Genomic DNA, 15,881 nt, shown 5'->3' on the forward strand with positions numbered 1-15,881 from the left:
AGCGGGCCCCGCGGGCGCGGGTGAGCTGGCGGGCGCGGGCGGCGGTGGCGGCTCTGCCACGGGCGCGGCAGCCCCCGTTGCGGCTCCGGCAGCCCCCGTCGCCCCGACGAACCGGCGCGCCCGCAACCTGGCTGCGTTCTGCGCGGTGGCGTGCGCGTGGCTTGCGCTCGACGTCGTCTCCAAGCGGGCGTTCAACGCCTATGAGCCCGGCGAGCTCATCGCCGGGCCCTTCGCAGGCGTCTTCCAGCTGCGCCTCGTTCACAACACGGGCGCCGCGTGGGGCATGTTCGGCGACATGACCTTCGCGCTCGGCGTGCTCGCCGTCGTGGTGTGCGGCGCGCTCCTGGCCTACGCCGCGGCCACGGCGCGCACCTCCTCGCTGGTGATGAACGTCGGGCTCGCGCTCGTGTTCGCGGGCGGCATCGGCAACGCGCTCGACCGCTTCGCCTTAGGGTACGTGGTGGACTTCATCGAGCCCGTGTTCATCGACTTCCCGGTGTTCAACGTGGCTGACATCGGCGTGACCTGCGGCGTCGTCCTGGTGTTCGCGGCGCTCGCGCTCGAGTGGCGGCAGGAGAAGCGCTCATGAGCCGCTCGGTCTGCCATGTGGCCACCGCTGCTGACGCGGGCAAGCGCCTTGACGCGCTTCTGGCCGAGCACGCCCTGTACGCGAGCCGCTCGGCGGCCGCGCGCGCCGTCGAGGAGGGGCGCGTGCTCGTGGGCGGGCGCGTTGCGGCGAAGAAGCACAAGGTGAGCGCGGGCGAGGCCGTCGTCTGCGAGCTCGACGAGGAGCCCGAGCAGCTTCCCGTGTACGGACAGCCCATCGACCTGGACATACGCTACGAGGACGAAGACCTCATCGTGCTCTCGAAGCAGGTGGGGCTCGTGTGTCACCCGAGCGTCGACCATGCCGACGGCACGTTGGTGAACGCCCTCATCTTCCACTGCGGGGCCGAGAACCTGTGCAACGTGCAGGGCGAGGACGACCGGCTCGGCATCGTGCACCGGCTCGACCGCGACACGAGCGGGCTCATGCTCGCGGCCAAGACCGACGAGGCGGGCCTCGCGCTCATGGACGACATCCGCGCCCGCGCCATCGACCGGCGCTACATCGCGCTCGTCCACGGCGTCATGGCGCATGACACGGGCATGGTCGACGCGCCCATCGCGCGCGCGGCCAGCGAGCGCACGCGCATGGCGGTGCGCGACGTGCCCTCCGCGCGCGAGGCCATCACGACGTTTCGGGTGCTCGAGCGCTTCGAGCACGCCCGGCGCGACGACGGCTACACGCTCATCGAGTGCAAGCTGTTCACGGGGCGCACGCACCAGATCCGCGTGCACATGCAGTACACGCGCCACCCCATCGTGGGCGACCCGGTGTACGTTGCGAACGGCCCGCGCGACCCTGAGGCCCAGCTGGGCCTCAGACGGCAGTTCCTCCACTCCTTCCGCGTGGGCTTTGCGCACCCCCTGACGGGTGAGGAGCTCTCCTTCGCGGACAACCTGCCGCGTGACCTGGCCGCGGTGCTCGACGACCTGAAGGAGCGCAGCATGGGCAAGACGGCGGCGGGCGAGGAGGTGGCCGCGCTCATGGCGCGCTCGCCGAAGCCCTCGATCGAAGGGGTCATCTATGACTGAGGCCGCGGGCAGGGCGCATGCGGGGGCGAGCATCGGCTCAGGCGGGCGCCGTGCCGGGCGGGCGCGGGGCGCGGCGGGCACGGGCGCTGCCGCGGGCGGGTGCGCGAAGACGGGCGTGCTCCTCGTGAACACGGGGACGCCCGAGGAGCCCACGCCGGCGGCGGTGCGCGCGTATCTGGGGCGCTTCCTCATGGACCCGCGCATCGCGCCGATGAACCGCGTGCTGTGGTGGTGCATCCTGCACCTGTTCATCCTGCCGAAGCGCGCCGTGGCCTCGGCCGAGAAGTACCGGGCCATCTGGACGCCCGAGGGCTCGCCGCTCATCGTCGCGCACGAGCGCCTCTCCCAGGGGCTCGCGGCGCACTACCGCGAGCGCGGGCTTGACGTGGAGGTGCGCTTCGCCATGAGCTACAGCGAGCCCACCCTGCCCCACGCGGTGCGCGACCTGCGCGCCTCGGGGTGCGACTCCCTCGTGGTGCTGCCGCTGTACCCCCAGGGCGCGTACTCCACCACGGGCGCGGTGTCCGACGGCGTGGCGCGCGCGGTGCGCAAGGCGCGCTTCAAGGGCGAGGTCGCCGTCATCGACAGCTACCACGACGACCCGGTCTACCTGCGCGCCATCGCGGCCTCGGTGAGGCGCGCGGGCTTTGACGTGGACTCGGACGACCGCCTGCTGTTCTCGTTCCACTCCATCCCGCTCTCGGACATCGAGCGCGGCGACACCTACGAGCTCCAGGCGGGCGCGACGAGCCTGGGCGTGGCCAACGAGCTCGGGCTCGAGCGCAGGCGCTGGACGGTGGCCTACCAGTGCCGCTTCGACAAGGGGCGTGAGTGGCTGGCGCCTTTCGCGTCTCAGACGCTTGCGAGCTGGGCGAAGTCGGGCGCGCGCTCGCGCGTGTTCATGGTGTGCCCGAACTTCGCGGTGGACTGCCTCGAGACGCTCTACGACGTGGAGCGCGAGCTCAAGCCGGGCTATCTGGCGGCGCTGCGCGCGGCCGGCGCGAGTGCGGAAGGGAAGGCCGACGCGGCGCGCGTGGCGAAGAGGGCTGGCGCGCACACGGCGCCCGGAGCGTCTGCGGCGCCTGCGGCGCATGAGGCGTTCACGTACGTGCCGTGCCTCAACAAGAGCAAGGCGCACGTGCGCGTGCTCGCGCACGTGCTCGCGCCGTACGTGGGAGATGCGCTCGACTAGGCCCGCGGCAGGGGCGGCGAGGAGCGCGCGAAAGGACGAACGATGAGCGAACCGTGTGTTTTGGTGGGCGTGACCGGGTGCATCGCCGCCTACAAGAGCTGCGAGGTCGTGCGCGGCCTGCAGAAGGCGGGCGTGCGGTGCAAGGTGGTCATGACCGAGCACGCATGCGAGTTCGTGGGCCCCACCACGTTCCGCGCCCTCACGCACGAGCCCGTCGCCGTGGGCCTGTTCGACGACGCGAGCGACCCCATCCACCACGTCTCGCTCGCACAGGAGTGCGACGCGTTCCTCGTCGCGCCGTGCACGGCCAACGTGGCGGCCAAGATAGCCTGCGGCATCGCCGACGACCTGCTCACCACCACGGCCCTCGCCACTACTGCGCCGCTTCTGATCGCACCCGCCATGAACGTGCACATGTACGAGGCGGCCGCGACGCAGGAGAACCTCGCGCGCCTGCGCGGGCGCGGCGTGCGCGTCATCGAGGCGGGCGAGGGGTACCTGGCCTGCGGTGACGTGGGTCGCGGGCGTCTGGCCGACGTGGACGTCATCGTGGGCGCCACGCTCGACGCGCTGCGCGAGGCGCGCGCGACGGGTGCGGCGGGCGGCTGCGAAGGCGCGGCGGCACCAGCGTGCGCAGCTGTTGGCGAATCAGCGGCTTCTGGCGCGTCGGCATCTGCCAGCTCAGCGGCCTCCGGCGCGGTCGCGCGCGACCTGGCGGGCCTGCGCGTGATGGTGACGGCCGGCCCGACCGTGGAGCCCCTCGACGCGGTGCGCTACCTCTCCAACTACTCGAGCGGCAAGACGGGATACGCGTTGGCAGCTGCAGCGGCTGCGCGCGGCGCGCGGGTGACGCTCGTCTCGGGGCCGGTGGCGCTCGAGGCGCCGGCGGGCGTGGACGTGATCCGCGTCAAGACGGCGCGCGAGATGCTCGACGCGGCGCGCGCGCCTTTCGCAGGCGCTGACATCGCGGTGTTCACGGCGGCGGTAGCCGACTTCCGGCCCGCCTGCCCCGCCGAACGCAAGCTCAAGAAGGGCGCCGACGACGCGTCGCTTCGCGCCGTCGAGCTCGTGGAGAACCCTGACGTCCTCGCGACGCTCGCGCGGGAAAAGCGCGCCGACCAGCTCGTGGTGGGCTTTGCCGCCGAGACGGACGACGTGCTCGGCAACGCTCGCCGCAAGCTTACGTCCAAGCACGCTGACCTCATCGTCGCCAACGAGGTGGGGGAGGGCCGCGCCTTCGGCACCGACGACAACAAGGTGTGGCTCGTCGACGCGGCAGGCACGCGCGAGCTGCCGCTCATGAGCAAGGCCGCGCTGGCGGACGCCGTCCTGGACGCGGTCGTGGGCCTGCGGTAGGAGCGCGGCGTGGAAAAACCCGAGGTCGAAGAGGGCGCGCCCGCGCTTGCGGGCGGAGCTGACGACGCGCGTCCGCCCGAGCCAGCGGCCACAGCCGCCGACGCGCGTTCGTCCGCGCCAGCGTCCACAGCTGATGATGTGCGTCCGCCCGAGCCAGCAGCCACAGCTGATGACCCGCACCCGCCCGTAAATGCGGCCGCAGCCGATGACATCCTGCGCCAGGCGCCCGCCGCCACGAGCGCGGCGGTGCGCAAGTGCATGCAGGGCAACAAGCGGCGCGACACCACGCCTGAGCTCAAGGTGCGCGCCCTGCTGCGCGAGCTGGGCTATCCCGGCTACCGGCTCGACTGGAAGAAGGCGCCGGGGCATCCCGACATCGCGTATCCCGGCCGCAAGATCGCGATCTTCGTCATGGGGTGCTTCTGGCATCGCTGTCCTGTGTGCGACCTGCCGCAGCCCAAGAGCAACGTGGCGTACTGGCAGGCCAAGTTCGACCGCAACGTCGAGCGCGACGCGCGCACGCGGCGCGCCCTCGAGGAAGCCGGCTGGAAGGTGGTCTACATCTGGGAGCACGAGCTCAAGAAGAGCCATCTCGAAGCCACCCGCCGCAAGCTCCACGAAGCCGTCCGCCGCGAAGCCGACCCGCCCCGCACCGATCTCCTCCCCGCGAGAGCGTGACGCGCCCGCGCAGAAGCGCAAAGCGCTGACGCTTGCCCACAGCAGAAGACGCCAAGGATGCCGCGCAGGAGGTTTTTCTCCGTCTGGCGAAATCCCGCGCCCTCTATGACTCCAGAGAGAAGCCGCTTGCATACCTCTACACCTGTGCCAGAAACGTTTGCATCGACATCGCAAGACGTGCGCGACCGGTCAGCTCGTTTGGCGAAGCCGATGCGGAAACCATTTCCGATCCGGCGCAGGAGCACTTTCAGCAAGATCTTCTTTTGGCAGACGCGCTCTCTCGCCTGCCGGCTGAAGAGCGCGAAGTGTTAGAGCTTCGCTACGGGCAGGACCTCAAGGTGGCGGATGTTGCCGCGATCTTGAGCAAGTCGAGGTTTGCGCTCTATCGCATAGAGCAGCGTGCGCTCAGCAATCTCAAGAAGATGATGGGAGATGATACCGATTAACGCCCCAACGAAAGAACGCCTGCGAAGCTATTACAGAAACAGCGACGCTCCCGTAGACGAGGAGGCGAAGGCCCACGCCGTCGCAATGGCCGCAGAAGAGGCCGCGCGACATGCGGCCGAAAGCCACGCAAGCAGCGCACAGCTCGAAGCAACGCCGTTCTGGCGCTTCGTCATCGAGCAGCTCCGCTTCATAAGGCCACTGGCTTGGGTGGCGCAGGCAGCGCTGCTTGCCGGGATGCTGCTCATGGTAAGCGCTTACGGCAGAAGCGAGTCGGCCCTGCTCGTCGTGATGATAGCAGCTGTGCTCTCCGTTGCCATCGCCGTGCCGTCAGTGCTCAAGAGCTTTGAAGACAACGTGGCCGAACTGGAGGCATCGTGCTGCCATGACTCCGCGCAAGTGCTGGTGAGCAGGCTTGTCCTCTTCGGGCTTGCCGACGTGCTCTGGATGTCGATTGCGGTATGCCTTGTCCCAGCCATAGCCGGCGGGGATTCGTTCAGAGTCTTCCTCTATGCTGCGACGCCGTTTTTCGCCTTCTGCGCGATCTGCTTCCATCTGACGCGCATCACCCACGGACGTGGAGTCAAAGCGTGCGCTGCGGCGGCAATCTGCACTATAGGGGCAATCTGGGCCTCCGACGCGATCATTCCGCACTGGTACGCCGACGCCTCCCTAGCCGTTTGGCTCTTAGCCCTGGTCGTAGCCTTGTCCTTGTCGGCCTTAGAGGCGAAGCGGCTCGTTTCGCAGGTGGCGCAGGACAGCACGCCCCGCATGGCGCATCTGACCCTTTTCTAAGGCGCAAATTGACTCAGAACCAAGCACCACGCTCCAAAAGCAGAAAGGACTCCTTATGGAACTTACACTCGACCGGCTCACCAGGCAGTTCGGCTCGGCCATTGCGGTTGATCGCGTGAGCGCGGCCTTCGCCCCTGGAGTCTACGGACTCCTCGGTGCTAACGGAGCCGGAAAAACCACCCTCATGCGCATGATATGCGACGTGCTCAAACCTACTTCCGGAAGCGTTTTGTGGAACGGAAAACCCATCGAGCAGCTCGGCGCTGACTACCGGAGCCTTCTTGGGTATCTGCCGCAGGACTTCGGGTACTACCCCGATTTCACCGCCCTTGACTTCATGCGCTACCTGGCTGCGCTCAAAGGGCTTGACAAGCATTCGGCGAGAAAGCGTTCAACGGTGCTCCTTGACATGGTCGGCCTCGCGGATGTCTCCAAGCAGAAAATCAAAACGTTTTCGGGCGGCATGAAGCAGCGGCTCGGCATCGCGCAGGCGGTTATCAACGATCCGAAGATTCTCGTGCTTGACGAGCCGACTGCCGGCCTCGATCCCAAGGAGCGCGTTCGCTTCCGCAACCTCATCTCTTCTCTTGCGCAGGACAAGATCGTCGTCCTCTCCACCCATATCGTTTCCGACGTCAAATACATTGCCGACGAGATCCTCATGATGCGCGCCGGCTCCCTTGTCATGACGGGAACGGTCGAGCAGATTGCCGCAGGCATCCGCGGATGCGTTTGGGAATACCGTGTTACTCCGCAGGAAGCCGATGCCATGGCCGCGCGCATGAATGTCGGAAGCCTCCACTACGACCGAAGCGGCATGGCTGTCGTGCGCCTCGTCTCAGAGGCTCGCCCCCACGCTCAGGCCCACTCCGTCGAGCCGACGTTGGAGGATGTGTACCTGCACCTGTTCAACGAGCAATCCGGCGATGCTGCCGAAGAGAAGGAGGCATATCATGGGTAGCCTGATCAGGTTCGAGATCAAGAAGATCTGCTCGAGACGCGTTGCGCAGGTCTCCTTCGGCGTCATCCTCGCCATTCTGTGCGCCATCCTCTGCCTCAACATCGTCCAGCAACGCGCGTCCGATCCCAACCAGGTGGACGGAGACCTGGCCGGTACGGCGGCCATCGCGCAGATGAAGGCGAACGCCGATGCACTTGCGGGACCCATCACCAACGAGCGCGCAACTGAGGCCCTTCGCGAATACAAGACGTTCCTTGACGACGAGGGCGAAGTGAAGGACGAATACCGGACCGTCCCGGGTGATGCGGCTGCAAGCGAGAAAGCCGCAGAGTGTTGGCAGTTCAACGCGACGCACGGCTCATATCTGACCCTTTTGACGCGCCCTTGGATGGTTGGCCACCAGACGCCTCGATCCGTCGCCGCCGCTGTCGACACCTCAGAGACGGTCGATCTCTACGGGCAGGTGCGCTCAAGCATCGCCTCCCAGCTTGAGGACGCAGAAGGAGCTTTCACCTACACCGATGCTGAAAAGGCCTTCTGGACAGACAAGGCCAACAGCGTCTCTGCCCCTGTCGAGTACGGATACGCAGGTGGATGGACAGACTTCCTCTATCTGGCGCAATACCTCCTCTTCGCGCTCCTTGCCGTTGTCATCGCCTGCGCCTCGACGTTCAACGTCGAGTATCGGGAAAAGACCGATGCGGTGCTGCTCTCGGCGAAGCTCGGGAAATCACACCTAGGGAAAGCCAAGGTCATCGCGGCTGTTATTGTTTCGAGCGGCATCTACTGGCTCATGGCGCTTGCGCTGCTCATCGTGCCGCTCGTGTTCTTCGGCGCGGGCGGAGCCGGGCTGCACATGCAAATCATCATGCTGACCTGCACCTACGACTTAAGCCTCCTGGCGGCGTCGCTTATCTGCTGCCTTGTGGGATACCTTGCCGTGCTCGGGCTTTTGGGGCTGACGCTTGCTCTTTCGGCCCGCATGAAATCCTCCATGGGCATCTTGGCTGCTTGCGTGGCAATTGTCATGCTTCCGCTTTATGTTCCGAACCTCCACGACAATCTGGTGAATCACGTGATGTTTCTATTCCCCTGCAACGCCTTGAACCCGTACAACCTGTTCGACATGGTGTCCTATTCGCTCGGCTCGGTCGTCGTCGAATACCCTGTCATGATCGCAATCCTCTACATGGTCCTGTTCGTCGGCGGCTCAGCGTTCGCCGCTCGTAGCTTCAGCAAGCACCAGGTGGCATAGGGAAGCACTGCCCGACGCCCAAACTCAGGCCCCCAAGGCGCGAATGGGTATCACGTAGATGCCGTCAGCGCGTCGGTAGGCGACTTCTCCCATGCCGGTGAGGACGGCGAGGTTGTACACGTCGCAGGCGAGCGTCGCCTGCGTGGCTGACTGGCAGAGGTTGCGCGTCAAGGAAAGGCTGACTCGCCGTGAGAGGGCGCTCGAGCCGCCAAGAATCCGAATAAATGACCAACACAAATCCGAATATTGTCGTACCGTAAATCCGAATTGAAGATTGCCCGATTGATTACGAGAAGGCGAGTAGCGGATTTCCTCGGAGTAGAGCCATCTGCCGTCAACGCGGTGCATGTGCGTAGTGATGCTCATGGTCTAGGTCTTGCTCATGCCTCAGATGTCGGTGTTGATCTTCACGACGGGGTTCACGACGGCTCAGTCGTCGTCGAGCGTTACCGACACCTCGACGATGTCGGCCCCGTGGTAGCGCATGGAACCGCTTTCAATTTCCTCGAACCAGTCCTCGCGGGGCCGCATGCGTCCACCGGCGTGCCGGCAGCGGGCGCCGGGCTCCATGAGGGCGTCCATGACCAAGCAGTCGTTGCGGACATGGTCTCGGTGAAGGCCTCGTAGGCCGAAAGCACCTCAAGCTGCTTGGGGTCCATGCCGCGCACGTCGGCGGTGGTGCGGATGATGTCGGATATCTTGCGCATATGGTGCCCCCTACAGCTTCCCAATGCAGGCGTCCACCTTGGATATGGGGTCTGCTGCTCAGGGCCGCCCAGGTTGTCGAACTGCACCTCCAGGCTGGGACCCAGGTCTCTTTCCGCCAGCATGCGCTCCATGTTGTCGATGATGCGGCCGGGCCAGCTGCCGTTGGTCATGAAGCAGCTCACGCGCTTGCTGGCGAGGGCGGCGGCGCTGCCATGTAGGAGGGTAAGCGCCGCGGGAGCTATGGTGCACCATCAGGTGGGCGTTCCGATGACGAACTCGTTGTAGGTGCCTAGGTCGACGTCAAGGTCCTGGAGGGCGGCTGCTTTGCAGCCCTTGGCTGCCGAACCGCATGCGGCCCCGGGAGCGGAGCCGTCCTGCATGAGTCCGAGGAAGCATCCCTTGTCATCCGCGCCAATCCATGGACGTGGAGGCCTATTTCTCATGGATTTGTGGGATGTTGTGCGGGATGAGCGCAGCGAGCGGGTTCGCATGCGACTCAAAGGCCGTTAGCAGGGAGGCGGCGGAGCTCATGGGAGTCGGCCTAGTGCCGTCGATGATTTCAGCGCCTGCTAACAGGGGCGGGTGGCTGAGGAACATGATTCCAAGGAGCCGCCAGCGGCGGGCGATTCCGACGTGGCTAGCCAGCGCCGGAGGATCTGCCATAACTCCGCAGGAGCCGAGGAAGCCCTCTGTGCGGGCCCGTAGCATTCTGCTTGTACAAATGCGCGTTGTTCGTTGGTTGTAAAATGTTCATGGACTGAACAAAGCGGAGTTCGGTAACATTATGTTTTAGGTAAGGATAAGGTTTTCATGCTTGAGGTTAGATGTGGCGTCGCAGATTTCTCTCACGAGAACGAGTTTTTTAGATTTTTCGCGCGCGAACTTAAAAAGTACTTTGATTCAAAAGACATCGATGGCCTTCTCTTGGGGATGCCGACATGCACGGCAATTGACAAGCTGCAGATCGATGCTCTGTTGATCACAGATTCTATGATGGTAATCATTGATTTTAAGGACTACTCCGGTGTCCTTACTTTGCCTGCTGAGGTGAACTTTGAGCAGGGGGTCTGGATGACCTCTTCTGGCGTCAGGGTTGCGGGAGGAAGTAGCCCTAATCCTTATTGCCAGCTCGGCATTCAAAGAAGCCGACTCAAGAGAATCTTGAAAACATTCTGCCGGAACGATCTTGGCGACTTCGATACTGGACATATCAAGACCATGGTTTGCTTTGCTGACTCAATGGAATTGGAGAATAGAATCCCCAGGAGGTTCACCAGGACTTTTTCAATAGCTGATAGTAGGACTTTCATAGAGGCGGTATTCGACGCCGTTAACGTGAATCGACATGGCGCAGGACTCTTAAACAAGAAATTCATTACGTCACTGAGCAGGATTTTTGAAACAAACGAGTATGACTGCTTTGTTGTCCCTGCTGTTTTGGAGCCGGCGCCCTTGAAAGAGCCGCTGCCTGACCTTGATGAAGACATCGAGTCGTCTTTGAAGTCTTTCGTTGAAGGCGAATCGAGCGTCATGGTATTAACGTGCGACTCGGGGTCGCGCAGATGGAGTGCTGCCCTCCAGGCGAGGGAAACAGCTTTGATGGCGGGATTCAATGACGTGCCCATCTTGGTTCCAACTCGAAAGACGGGCGATAACCTCTCATATGGTTTTCAGTCTGAAGGAAGTCTCTATTCCGAAATCTATGACATTTCGAACAAGAAGACGAAAAACGGGGTTGAGGTTGTCCCGCTTCGCCAGCACGCGCATGTTCTCGAACTCGATGATGAGCAGTCAAAGCAGATCGAAGCACGCTCGATGCTCATCGTGTGCGAAAGTCAGCTTGTTTCCGATTCGGAATGGAATGACTCATCAATAATTTTTGGGTCCGGGAGGCTTTTAACCGACACCCTCGCGTATCTTGGCCTGACTAGCGACCACACGACATCCAACAAAGTTGTCTTCGTTGGGGATGCGCATCAGCTGAGCTACGGTTCTGTCTCGCAATCAAGTCTTAGCGAGCAGGCGTATCCTGGCTCCGTTTCCGTTTTGAAGAAGGCCATTCCTGAGACTGAGCCTACCAACGCTATTGAGGAAGTATGCGGACAGCTTGCTGGGAGCATAGACCAGCATGTTTTTTCTCTATGTGAGATTGAAAGCGGCGACGGGCTGTCAACTCCGCCGGAAACGTCCGAAATTGATTTGTTAGCTGACGCTGCTGCCGATTGGCCCAACCACAAGATCATCACGTATACAAATGGCCAGGCAAAAGACCTCAACCTTTTTATAAAGAAACGGATTGTCGGCAACGGGCTAAAACTAGCTCGTGGGGACATTCTCCTCATATCCGACCAATTCGTTGCACGCCCGGTTCGTGAGCAGGGAACATTTCCGCAAATCATTGGAAGCGGGGCGTTCGTCCAAGTCCAATCCGTTGATCCGACGCCCATCGTCGTAGGTCCCTTTGAGGAGGACGGCGAGACTCTCAGCTTGGTTCCGTTTACTTTCGTGCCCGAAGGTGACGGAAGCGAATTTCGCGGATGTCTTGTAATGGATGTGCTTGATTCCGACGAGCCGAGGTTGAGCTCAAACCAGGAGCAAGTGCTTAAGATTCGGGCAAGCCAGATTGAGTCGAAATACGAAGAGGACCATCCATTTGCTCCCGGCGATCCTTGGTTTGATTCGATGATTGCTGATGGAAATTACTCAGTTAACAAAAACGGTCAGTATCGCAATAAGGACGACGGAGTCTCGCTAACCGAATACGAGATAAGGCACAGGAAGGAAAACAGAGTCGCGCTTCTTGAGATGCCTCACTCGGAACTTGCCTTGATTGAGGGTGCGATATGTGCTCGGTATGGATGGTGTCTTACCGCGCACAAAGCCATGGCTTACCTGTGGGACAAGGTGACCCTTTTCGCAAATGCTGCTAATCTAGGCAAGAGAAGCGAGCAATACTTCAGATTCATTTACACCGGCGCCAGCAGAGCAAAGAAATCGCTTGCAATGCTTCGATGGTCCGACGTCACGCCTTTCCTCGATGCTTCATTTGTGGAAGATCCCTCCAATGCCCCCTCAGGTGAGAAGAGGGCGGTCCTTCTGCAGATGGACGAAAATGAAAAGCCCGCAGCCGCCATTCAAGAATTCCTGGCGGCTCTGCCATTGAGAGATGTCGAAATCGAGCACCTTGGATCTTCGAGCTACCAGGAGAGGTTTCTGCTGACGAAGGGCGACGAATCGCTTGCCGTTGCGTTTTCCTACGATAAGAATCTGAGGGTCAAATCCCCTGTAAAGCAGAAGGGCAGCACTGAGCTGTTCCTGGAGCTCGTGCGTATTTTGGGCGATTCGTCTCTTGCGACCGCGCCGTGCTCTGCTGTTGCCGATGCGTATGGCTACTTGGAGCGTCTCCTGGGGCCTGGTTTTTCTGCCAAGATCACTAGGTCAACCGCATTCCGTGACGAACTGGAACTGTCACAAGACGGCGAAAAATGTTTAGCTGTCTCCTATTACAACGCAAAAGGCTTCGTGACGAGGGTGGACAGGTTGGGTGGAAGCAGAGCCCTTTTCCAGAAAGTCGCAAGGTTGGCACTTGGGAGAGGTGACGAGTGATGGCCTATCAGCGGAGTCCAGAAGCAGAAAAGGTGACCCAGCTTCGAAAGGGTGGCCAACTCAGGGAGGCTTATATGCTCGCCAAGCAGCAGTTCTCCCAGGGGAACCGAGAGGACACGTTTTTATCTTCGTACACATGGGTTCTACACGATTGCCTTAAACGCTATTTTGATAAGGGTACGAGGTTCTATAGAGATGTGTCGGCTTTCAAGAGCACTCTGGCACAAATTCGTATATTTCCAATAGACACGGATCGCGATGATCTTTTCATTAATCAAGTTAAGCAGAAGATCTGTTCTGTCGGTTGGGGCTTGAGGAAAGCCGGCAGGACTGCGGATTTGCGCCTCCTGTCGGAAGAGGTATGTCAGTGGCAACATCAGTCGTTCCTGTTTGATCAAGAAGTGGCCCGTATGCTTCTGGTCGGATTGAGACTGGATCAGCCAGGCGCGGCAAGAGTTCTGTCATGGCTTGGGCTAAAGGGATGTCAATGGCGAGATGTCCTCGCGGGCAATTTCGATTTCCAGATCATGGATAACCTGAATGCAGCCGTGGCATTTCCTGCGATTCTTTGGGCTTTATATGACGAGTTGAAGATCTCATCCGGTGACGAACAAGGCAGGGGCTTCAATCTGATGGCGTTCACAGATATTTTGGCCGCCATGAGATTCTTTAACCCCGGCAATTATGAGACCCGCGAGGTCATGACGTATGCGACTGGCAAGGTTGTCCACGTAGGCTGGGAAATGAGAAAGGCGAAGAACCAGCAAGGGCTTGAAAACCTACTAGCTTCCGTGAAGCAGTGGGGACCAGGCACCGAGATGCATTGCATGGATGTCCTAACCATGTTCTCGGTAGGATTAAAAGATAATCCACGCGGAATAATCGACTTGGTTGAGTGGTATGGATTAGAGAGCCTGAGCGGCTCTGACTTTAACCCACGCATTGACGGAGAGCAGACTTACCCCTCTCGAGCGCAGGATCTTACAAAAGCCTACCTTGGCGCACTTGAGGCGAAGGATCAAACAGGTGCATACATCGCAACGAATTCCGAAATGGAGACCGGCGCAGAAGCTGTTTCAAAGATTCTCGAGAGGGATGAATGTAAGGACTGGATTTGGGAATCGTACGGACTCGGGAAGCTCCTGGTTGTGTTGGAGAGGTTCTCTGAGGCTAGGGCAAGATTGGCGGATATAGTTGCTTCGAAGCCAAAGGACGCCTGGTCTTGGGCTGCGTACGGCAGAGCATGGAAACAAGAGTCCGAGGAATCCTACGAAAAATGTCTCTTCAAGGGCCTGCACGTTTCAAAAGATCTGCAAACCTCCCTTGCAGTTCACGAAGATGCCATGGTGTTCTTTTCTGACAAAGGTGAGTATGACCGCGCTAAGACAGAGGCGCTGTTGGTTGCAAAGTTTAGGGAAGAGAACGGCTGGAAGCCTTCACCCCGTGTCGAGGCGATGAAAGAGAACGACTGGTTCGAACGCGCTTGCGCGAGGGACGACAACGAGAGCGTGTACGAGGAGCTTGCCTCGGGCGCCGACGACATCGTTGCTGAAGATCTGCCTTGGACAGAGTTTTACGTTGAGTGGAAAAACGAAGAGAAGAACCTTGTGGGTTTGGTAATGCCAGGTTTAGGGAAAGATGTTTCGTCAGGAGTCTTCCAGCGTTTGTCGATGAAAGACAAGCGGCTAGTCGATTCCTTGGAGCTTGGTGAGTGCTACAAGGGGCATTGCGGTCCAGAACGCCGGGCTCTCTTGGGCAAGATAGAGTATGACCCTCAATTGGAGATCAGCGGCTACTTTAGGGCGTCGTATTCCGGCGAGATTGACCTGGTCAAAGATTTTGGATTCGTCCGATCGAACTTGGGCAGCATCTGGGTATCGCCGTCCGTCTTGGAAGGAACAGGCGTAAAGCAATGCCAGCAGGTAAGCGGTGTGTGTCGTAGAACTTTCAGGAATTCGAAGAACTCGCTGCAGCGAGGTAGGTGGGAATGGGAAGTCGTCACGTTCGAACTGGGTGCCGAGGCGCCGGCAGATTCGTTGGAGCGAGAGTTTGAGGGCGAGCTCGATATAGCAAGGAAAGGCTTTGGCTTTGCATGTGGCTGCTTCATTCCGGCGAAGCTGATCGTGCCTTCCTGGGAATGGAGCAGCGTAACCATAAAGTTCAAAGCTCGAAGGTCTTGGGATACAAAAAAAAGTAAATGGAGCTGGACGGCGTACGAGATCATTGAGTCGAGCTGCGATTCCGATGAGTATGAATACTACTAGTCGCACAGCGCGCTGTGGCCATTTCCTCTCTATACGATTCCAACGAACCGCTAGCGGCGGATGATACCGACGTGGCTGCCAGCGCTGAAGGAGCCCCACAACTCCGCAGGCGCTAGATGAGCCTTCGCCACGGGGCTTTTGGGCGGGCGGCGTGTGTGGCGGCGTGTCACAGGCTGAGGGTCCCTCCCAGTTTCCCGAAATGCTTTCCTTGGGACAGCTCTTTCGAGGCTTGGGAGCAGTTTGGGAACAGATCAAACTTCAAGAGCTCGGCGCCAGCAATCAACTAAAGCAGCGACTTCGCCAAGAATCACATCGATCAGGGTGCAAGAAGGCATGCGGAATAAACTGGCAGGTAGGTGATGCCGTCGCACACCTTCACGTTGGTTTCTGCCAGCACGATCGCTTCGTCGATGTGATAATCACGGACGGCGAGGGCGTTGTCGAGCGCAGCATGGGTCATGTAGCTGCTCCCCGACTTCACCTCGATGGCAACTATCGAGCCATCAGCCCTCTCGAGCACGAAATCGAGTTCCCCTATTTTCTTGGACGTGAAGTAGCGCGGTCTGAAGCCGTGGCATTGGAGTTGCTGAGCAACCGCGTTCTCGTAGACGCCGCCGAGGTTCGCCCGTGTGTCGCCGTCGAGCAATCCGAGCGTCTCGGTTTTGAAGTAGGTGCTCGTCAGCATCCCGACGTCGAGGTAGAAGAGCTTGAAGCGGTTGCGCTGCTCGCTTGCGAGGAGCGGCTGGGTCGGGGCCGAGACATCGAACACGGGTATGGCGACACCAGCCTTCGTGAGCCACAGGAACTCCTGGTCGACCTGCTTGAACTTCTTCACGTCGGGAATCGAGCCAAGCTTGGTAAGCGTCAAAACCTCCGCGTCTTCAGCTTCCAGCCGATAGGTGCCACAATCGTTGCAACCTGATGGAAGGAAGTGACGATGACGCCACAGGAAAGAAGATCGATGCGCCGCGAGCAGGTGGAGCG

15 protein-coding genes are annotated in these 15,881 nt (G+C 60.7%); 11 read left to right on the forward strand and 4 right to left on the reverse strand.

Annotated features, from left to right (window positions below; genetic code table 11):
* The 9 genes from lspA to G7Y49_RS10315 form a co-directional block, all read left to right on the forward strand.
* A partial coding sequence (lspA, locus tag G7Y49_RS10275; RefSeq protein ID WP_370519649.1) for a signal peptidase II occupies positions 1-589 on the forward strand: 589 nt, incomplete at its 5' end.
* Complete coding sequence (locus G7Y49_RS10280) at positions 586-1,638, forward strand: RluA family pseudouridine synthase (RefSeq protein WP_165173508.1); 1,053 nt, start codon at positions 586-588, stop codon at positions 1,636-1,638. The genes lspA and G7Y49_RS10280, both read left to right, overlap by 4 nt.
* On the forward strand, positions 1,631-2,830 hold the full coding sequence (gene hemH, locus G7Y49_RS10285) for a ferrochelatase (RefSeq protein WP_165173510.1): 1,200 nt from the start codon (positions 1,631-1,633) through the stop codon (positions 2,828-2,830). Before G7Y49_RS10280 ends, hemH begins: the two co-directional genes overlap by 8 nt.
* Before the next feature lie 42 nt (positions 2,831-2,872).
* Positions 2,873-4,186 carry a bifunctional phosphopantothenoylcysteine decarboxylase/phosphopantothenate--cysteine ligase CoaBC gene (gene coaBC / locus G7Y49_RS10290; RefSeq protein WP_165173512.1) on the forward strand — a complete coding sequence of 438 codons (1,314 nt, stop codon included), beginning with the start codon at positions 2,873-2,875 and terminating at the stop codon, positions 4,184-4,186.
* Positions 4,187-4,195: 9 nt separating this feature from the next.
* Complete coding sequence (gene vsr / locus G7Y49_RS12315; protein ID WP_241157383.1) at positions 4,196-4,864, forward strand: DNA mismatch endonuclease Vsr; 669 nt, start codon at positions 4,196-4,198, stop codon at positions 4,862-4,864.
* A gap of 32 nt (positions 4,865-4,896) precedes the next feature.
* The gene (locus tag G7Y49_RS10300; RefSeq protein ID WP_165173514.1) at positions 4,897-5,310 is read left to right on the forward strand and encodes an RNA polymerase sigma factor; all 414 of its coding nucleotides are present in this window, start codon (positions 4,897-4,899) and stop codon (positions 5,308-5,310) included.
* On the forward strand, positions 5,297-6,103 hold the full coding sequence (locus G7Y49_RS10305) for a hypothetical protein (RefSeq protein WP_165173516.1): 807 nt from the start codon (positions 5,297-5,299) through the stop codon (positions 6,101-6,103). The genes G7Y49_RS10300 and G7Y49_RS10305 overlap by 14 nt, the downstream gene beginning before the upstream one ends.
* A gap of 55 nt (positions 6,104-6,158) precedes the next feature.
* Positions 6,159-7,064, forward strand: a complete 906-nt coding sequence (locus G7Y49_RS10310) for an ABC transporter ATP-binding protein (protein WP_165173518.1) — start codon at positions 6,159-6,161, stop codon at positions 7,062-7,064.
* A complete protein-coding gene (locus tag G7Y49_RS10315; protein ID WP_165173519.1) occupies positions 7,057-8,319 on the forward strand; it encodes a hypothetical protein in 1,263 nt (420 codons plus the stop codon). Before G7Y49_RS10310 ends, G7Y49_RS10315 begins: the two co-directional genes overlap by 8 nt.
* A gap of 24 nt (positions 8,320-8,343) precedes the next feature.
* On the opposite strand, the gene G7Y49_RS10320 is transcribed toward G7Y49_RS10315, so the two are convergent.
* The 3 genes from G7Y49_RS10320 to G7Y49_RS12135 form a co-directional block, all read right to left on the reverse strand.
* Positions 8,344-8,490, reverse strand: coding sequence for a hypothetical protein (locus G7Y49_RS10320; RefSeq protein ID WP_165173506.1), 147 nt, complete (start codon positions 8,488-8,490; stop codon positions 8,344-8,346).
* A gap of 275 nt (positions 8,491-8,765) precedes the next feature.
* Positions 8,766-9,209 (reverse strand): hypothetical protein, encoded by a 444-nt coding sequence (locus tag G7Y49_RS10325; protein ID WP_206214643.1) that lies wholly within the window; start codon positions 9,207-9,209, stop codon positions 8,766-8,768.
* Positions 9,210-9,278: 69 nt separating this feature from the next.
* On the reverse strand, positions 9,279-9,470 hold the full coding sequence (locus G7Y49_RS12135; RefSeq protein WP_206214645.1) for a hypothetical protein: 192 nt from the start codon (positions 9,468-9,470) through the stop codon (positions 9,279-9,281).
* A gap of 367 nt (positions 9,471-9,837) precedes the next feature.
* Between G7Y49_RS12135 and G7Y49_RS10330 the strand changes: the two genes are divergently transcribed.
* On the forward strand, positions 9,838-12,633 hold the full coding sequence (locus tag G7Y49_RS10330) for a nuclease-related domain-containing protein (RefSeq protein ID WP_165173521.1): 2,796 nt from the start codon (positions 9,838-9,840) through the stop codon (positions 12,631-12,633).
* Entirely contained in the window at positions 12,633-14,897 is a 2,265-nt protein-coding gene (locus G7Y49_RS10335) for a M48 family metallopeptidase (protein WP_165173522.1), read from the forward strand. Before G7Y49_RS10330 ends, G7Y49_RS10335 begins: the two co-directional genes overlap by 1 nt.
* 316 nt (positions 14,898-15,213) lie before the next feature.
* On the opposite strand, the gene G7Y49_RS10340 is transcribed toward G7Y49_RS10335, so the two are convergent.
* The coding region (locus G7Y49_RS10340; protein ID WP_206214646.1) for a DUF4143 domain-containing protein at positions 15,214-15,881 on the reverse strand (668 nt) is incomplete at its 5' end.

Source organism: Adlercreutzia sp. ZJ242 (genome assembly GCF_011038995.1).
Lineage (GTDB): Bacteria > Actinomycetota > Coriobacteriia > Coriobacteriales > Eggerthellaceae > CAAEEV01.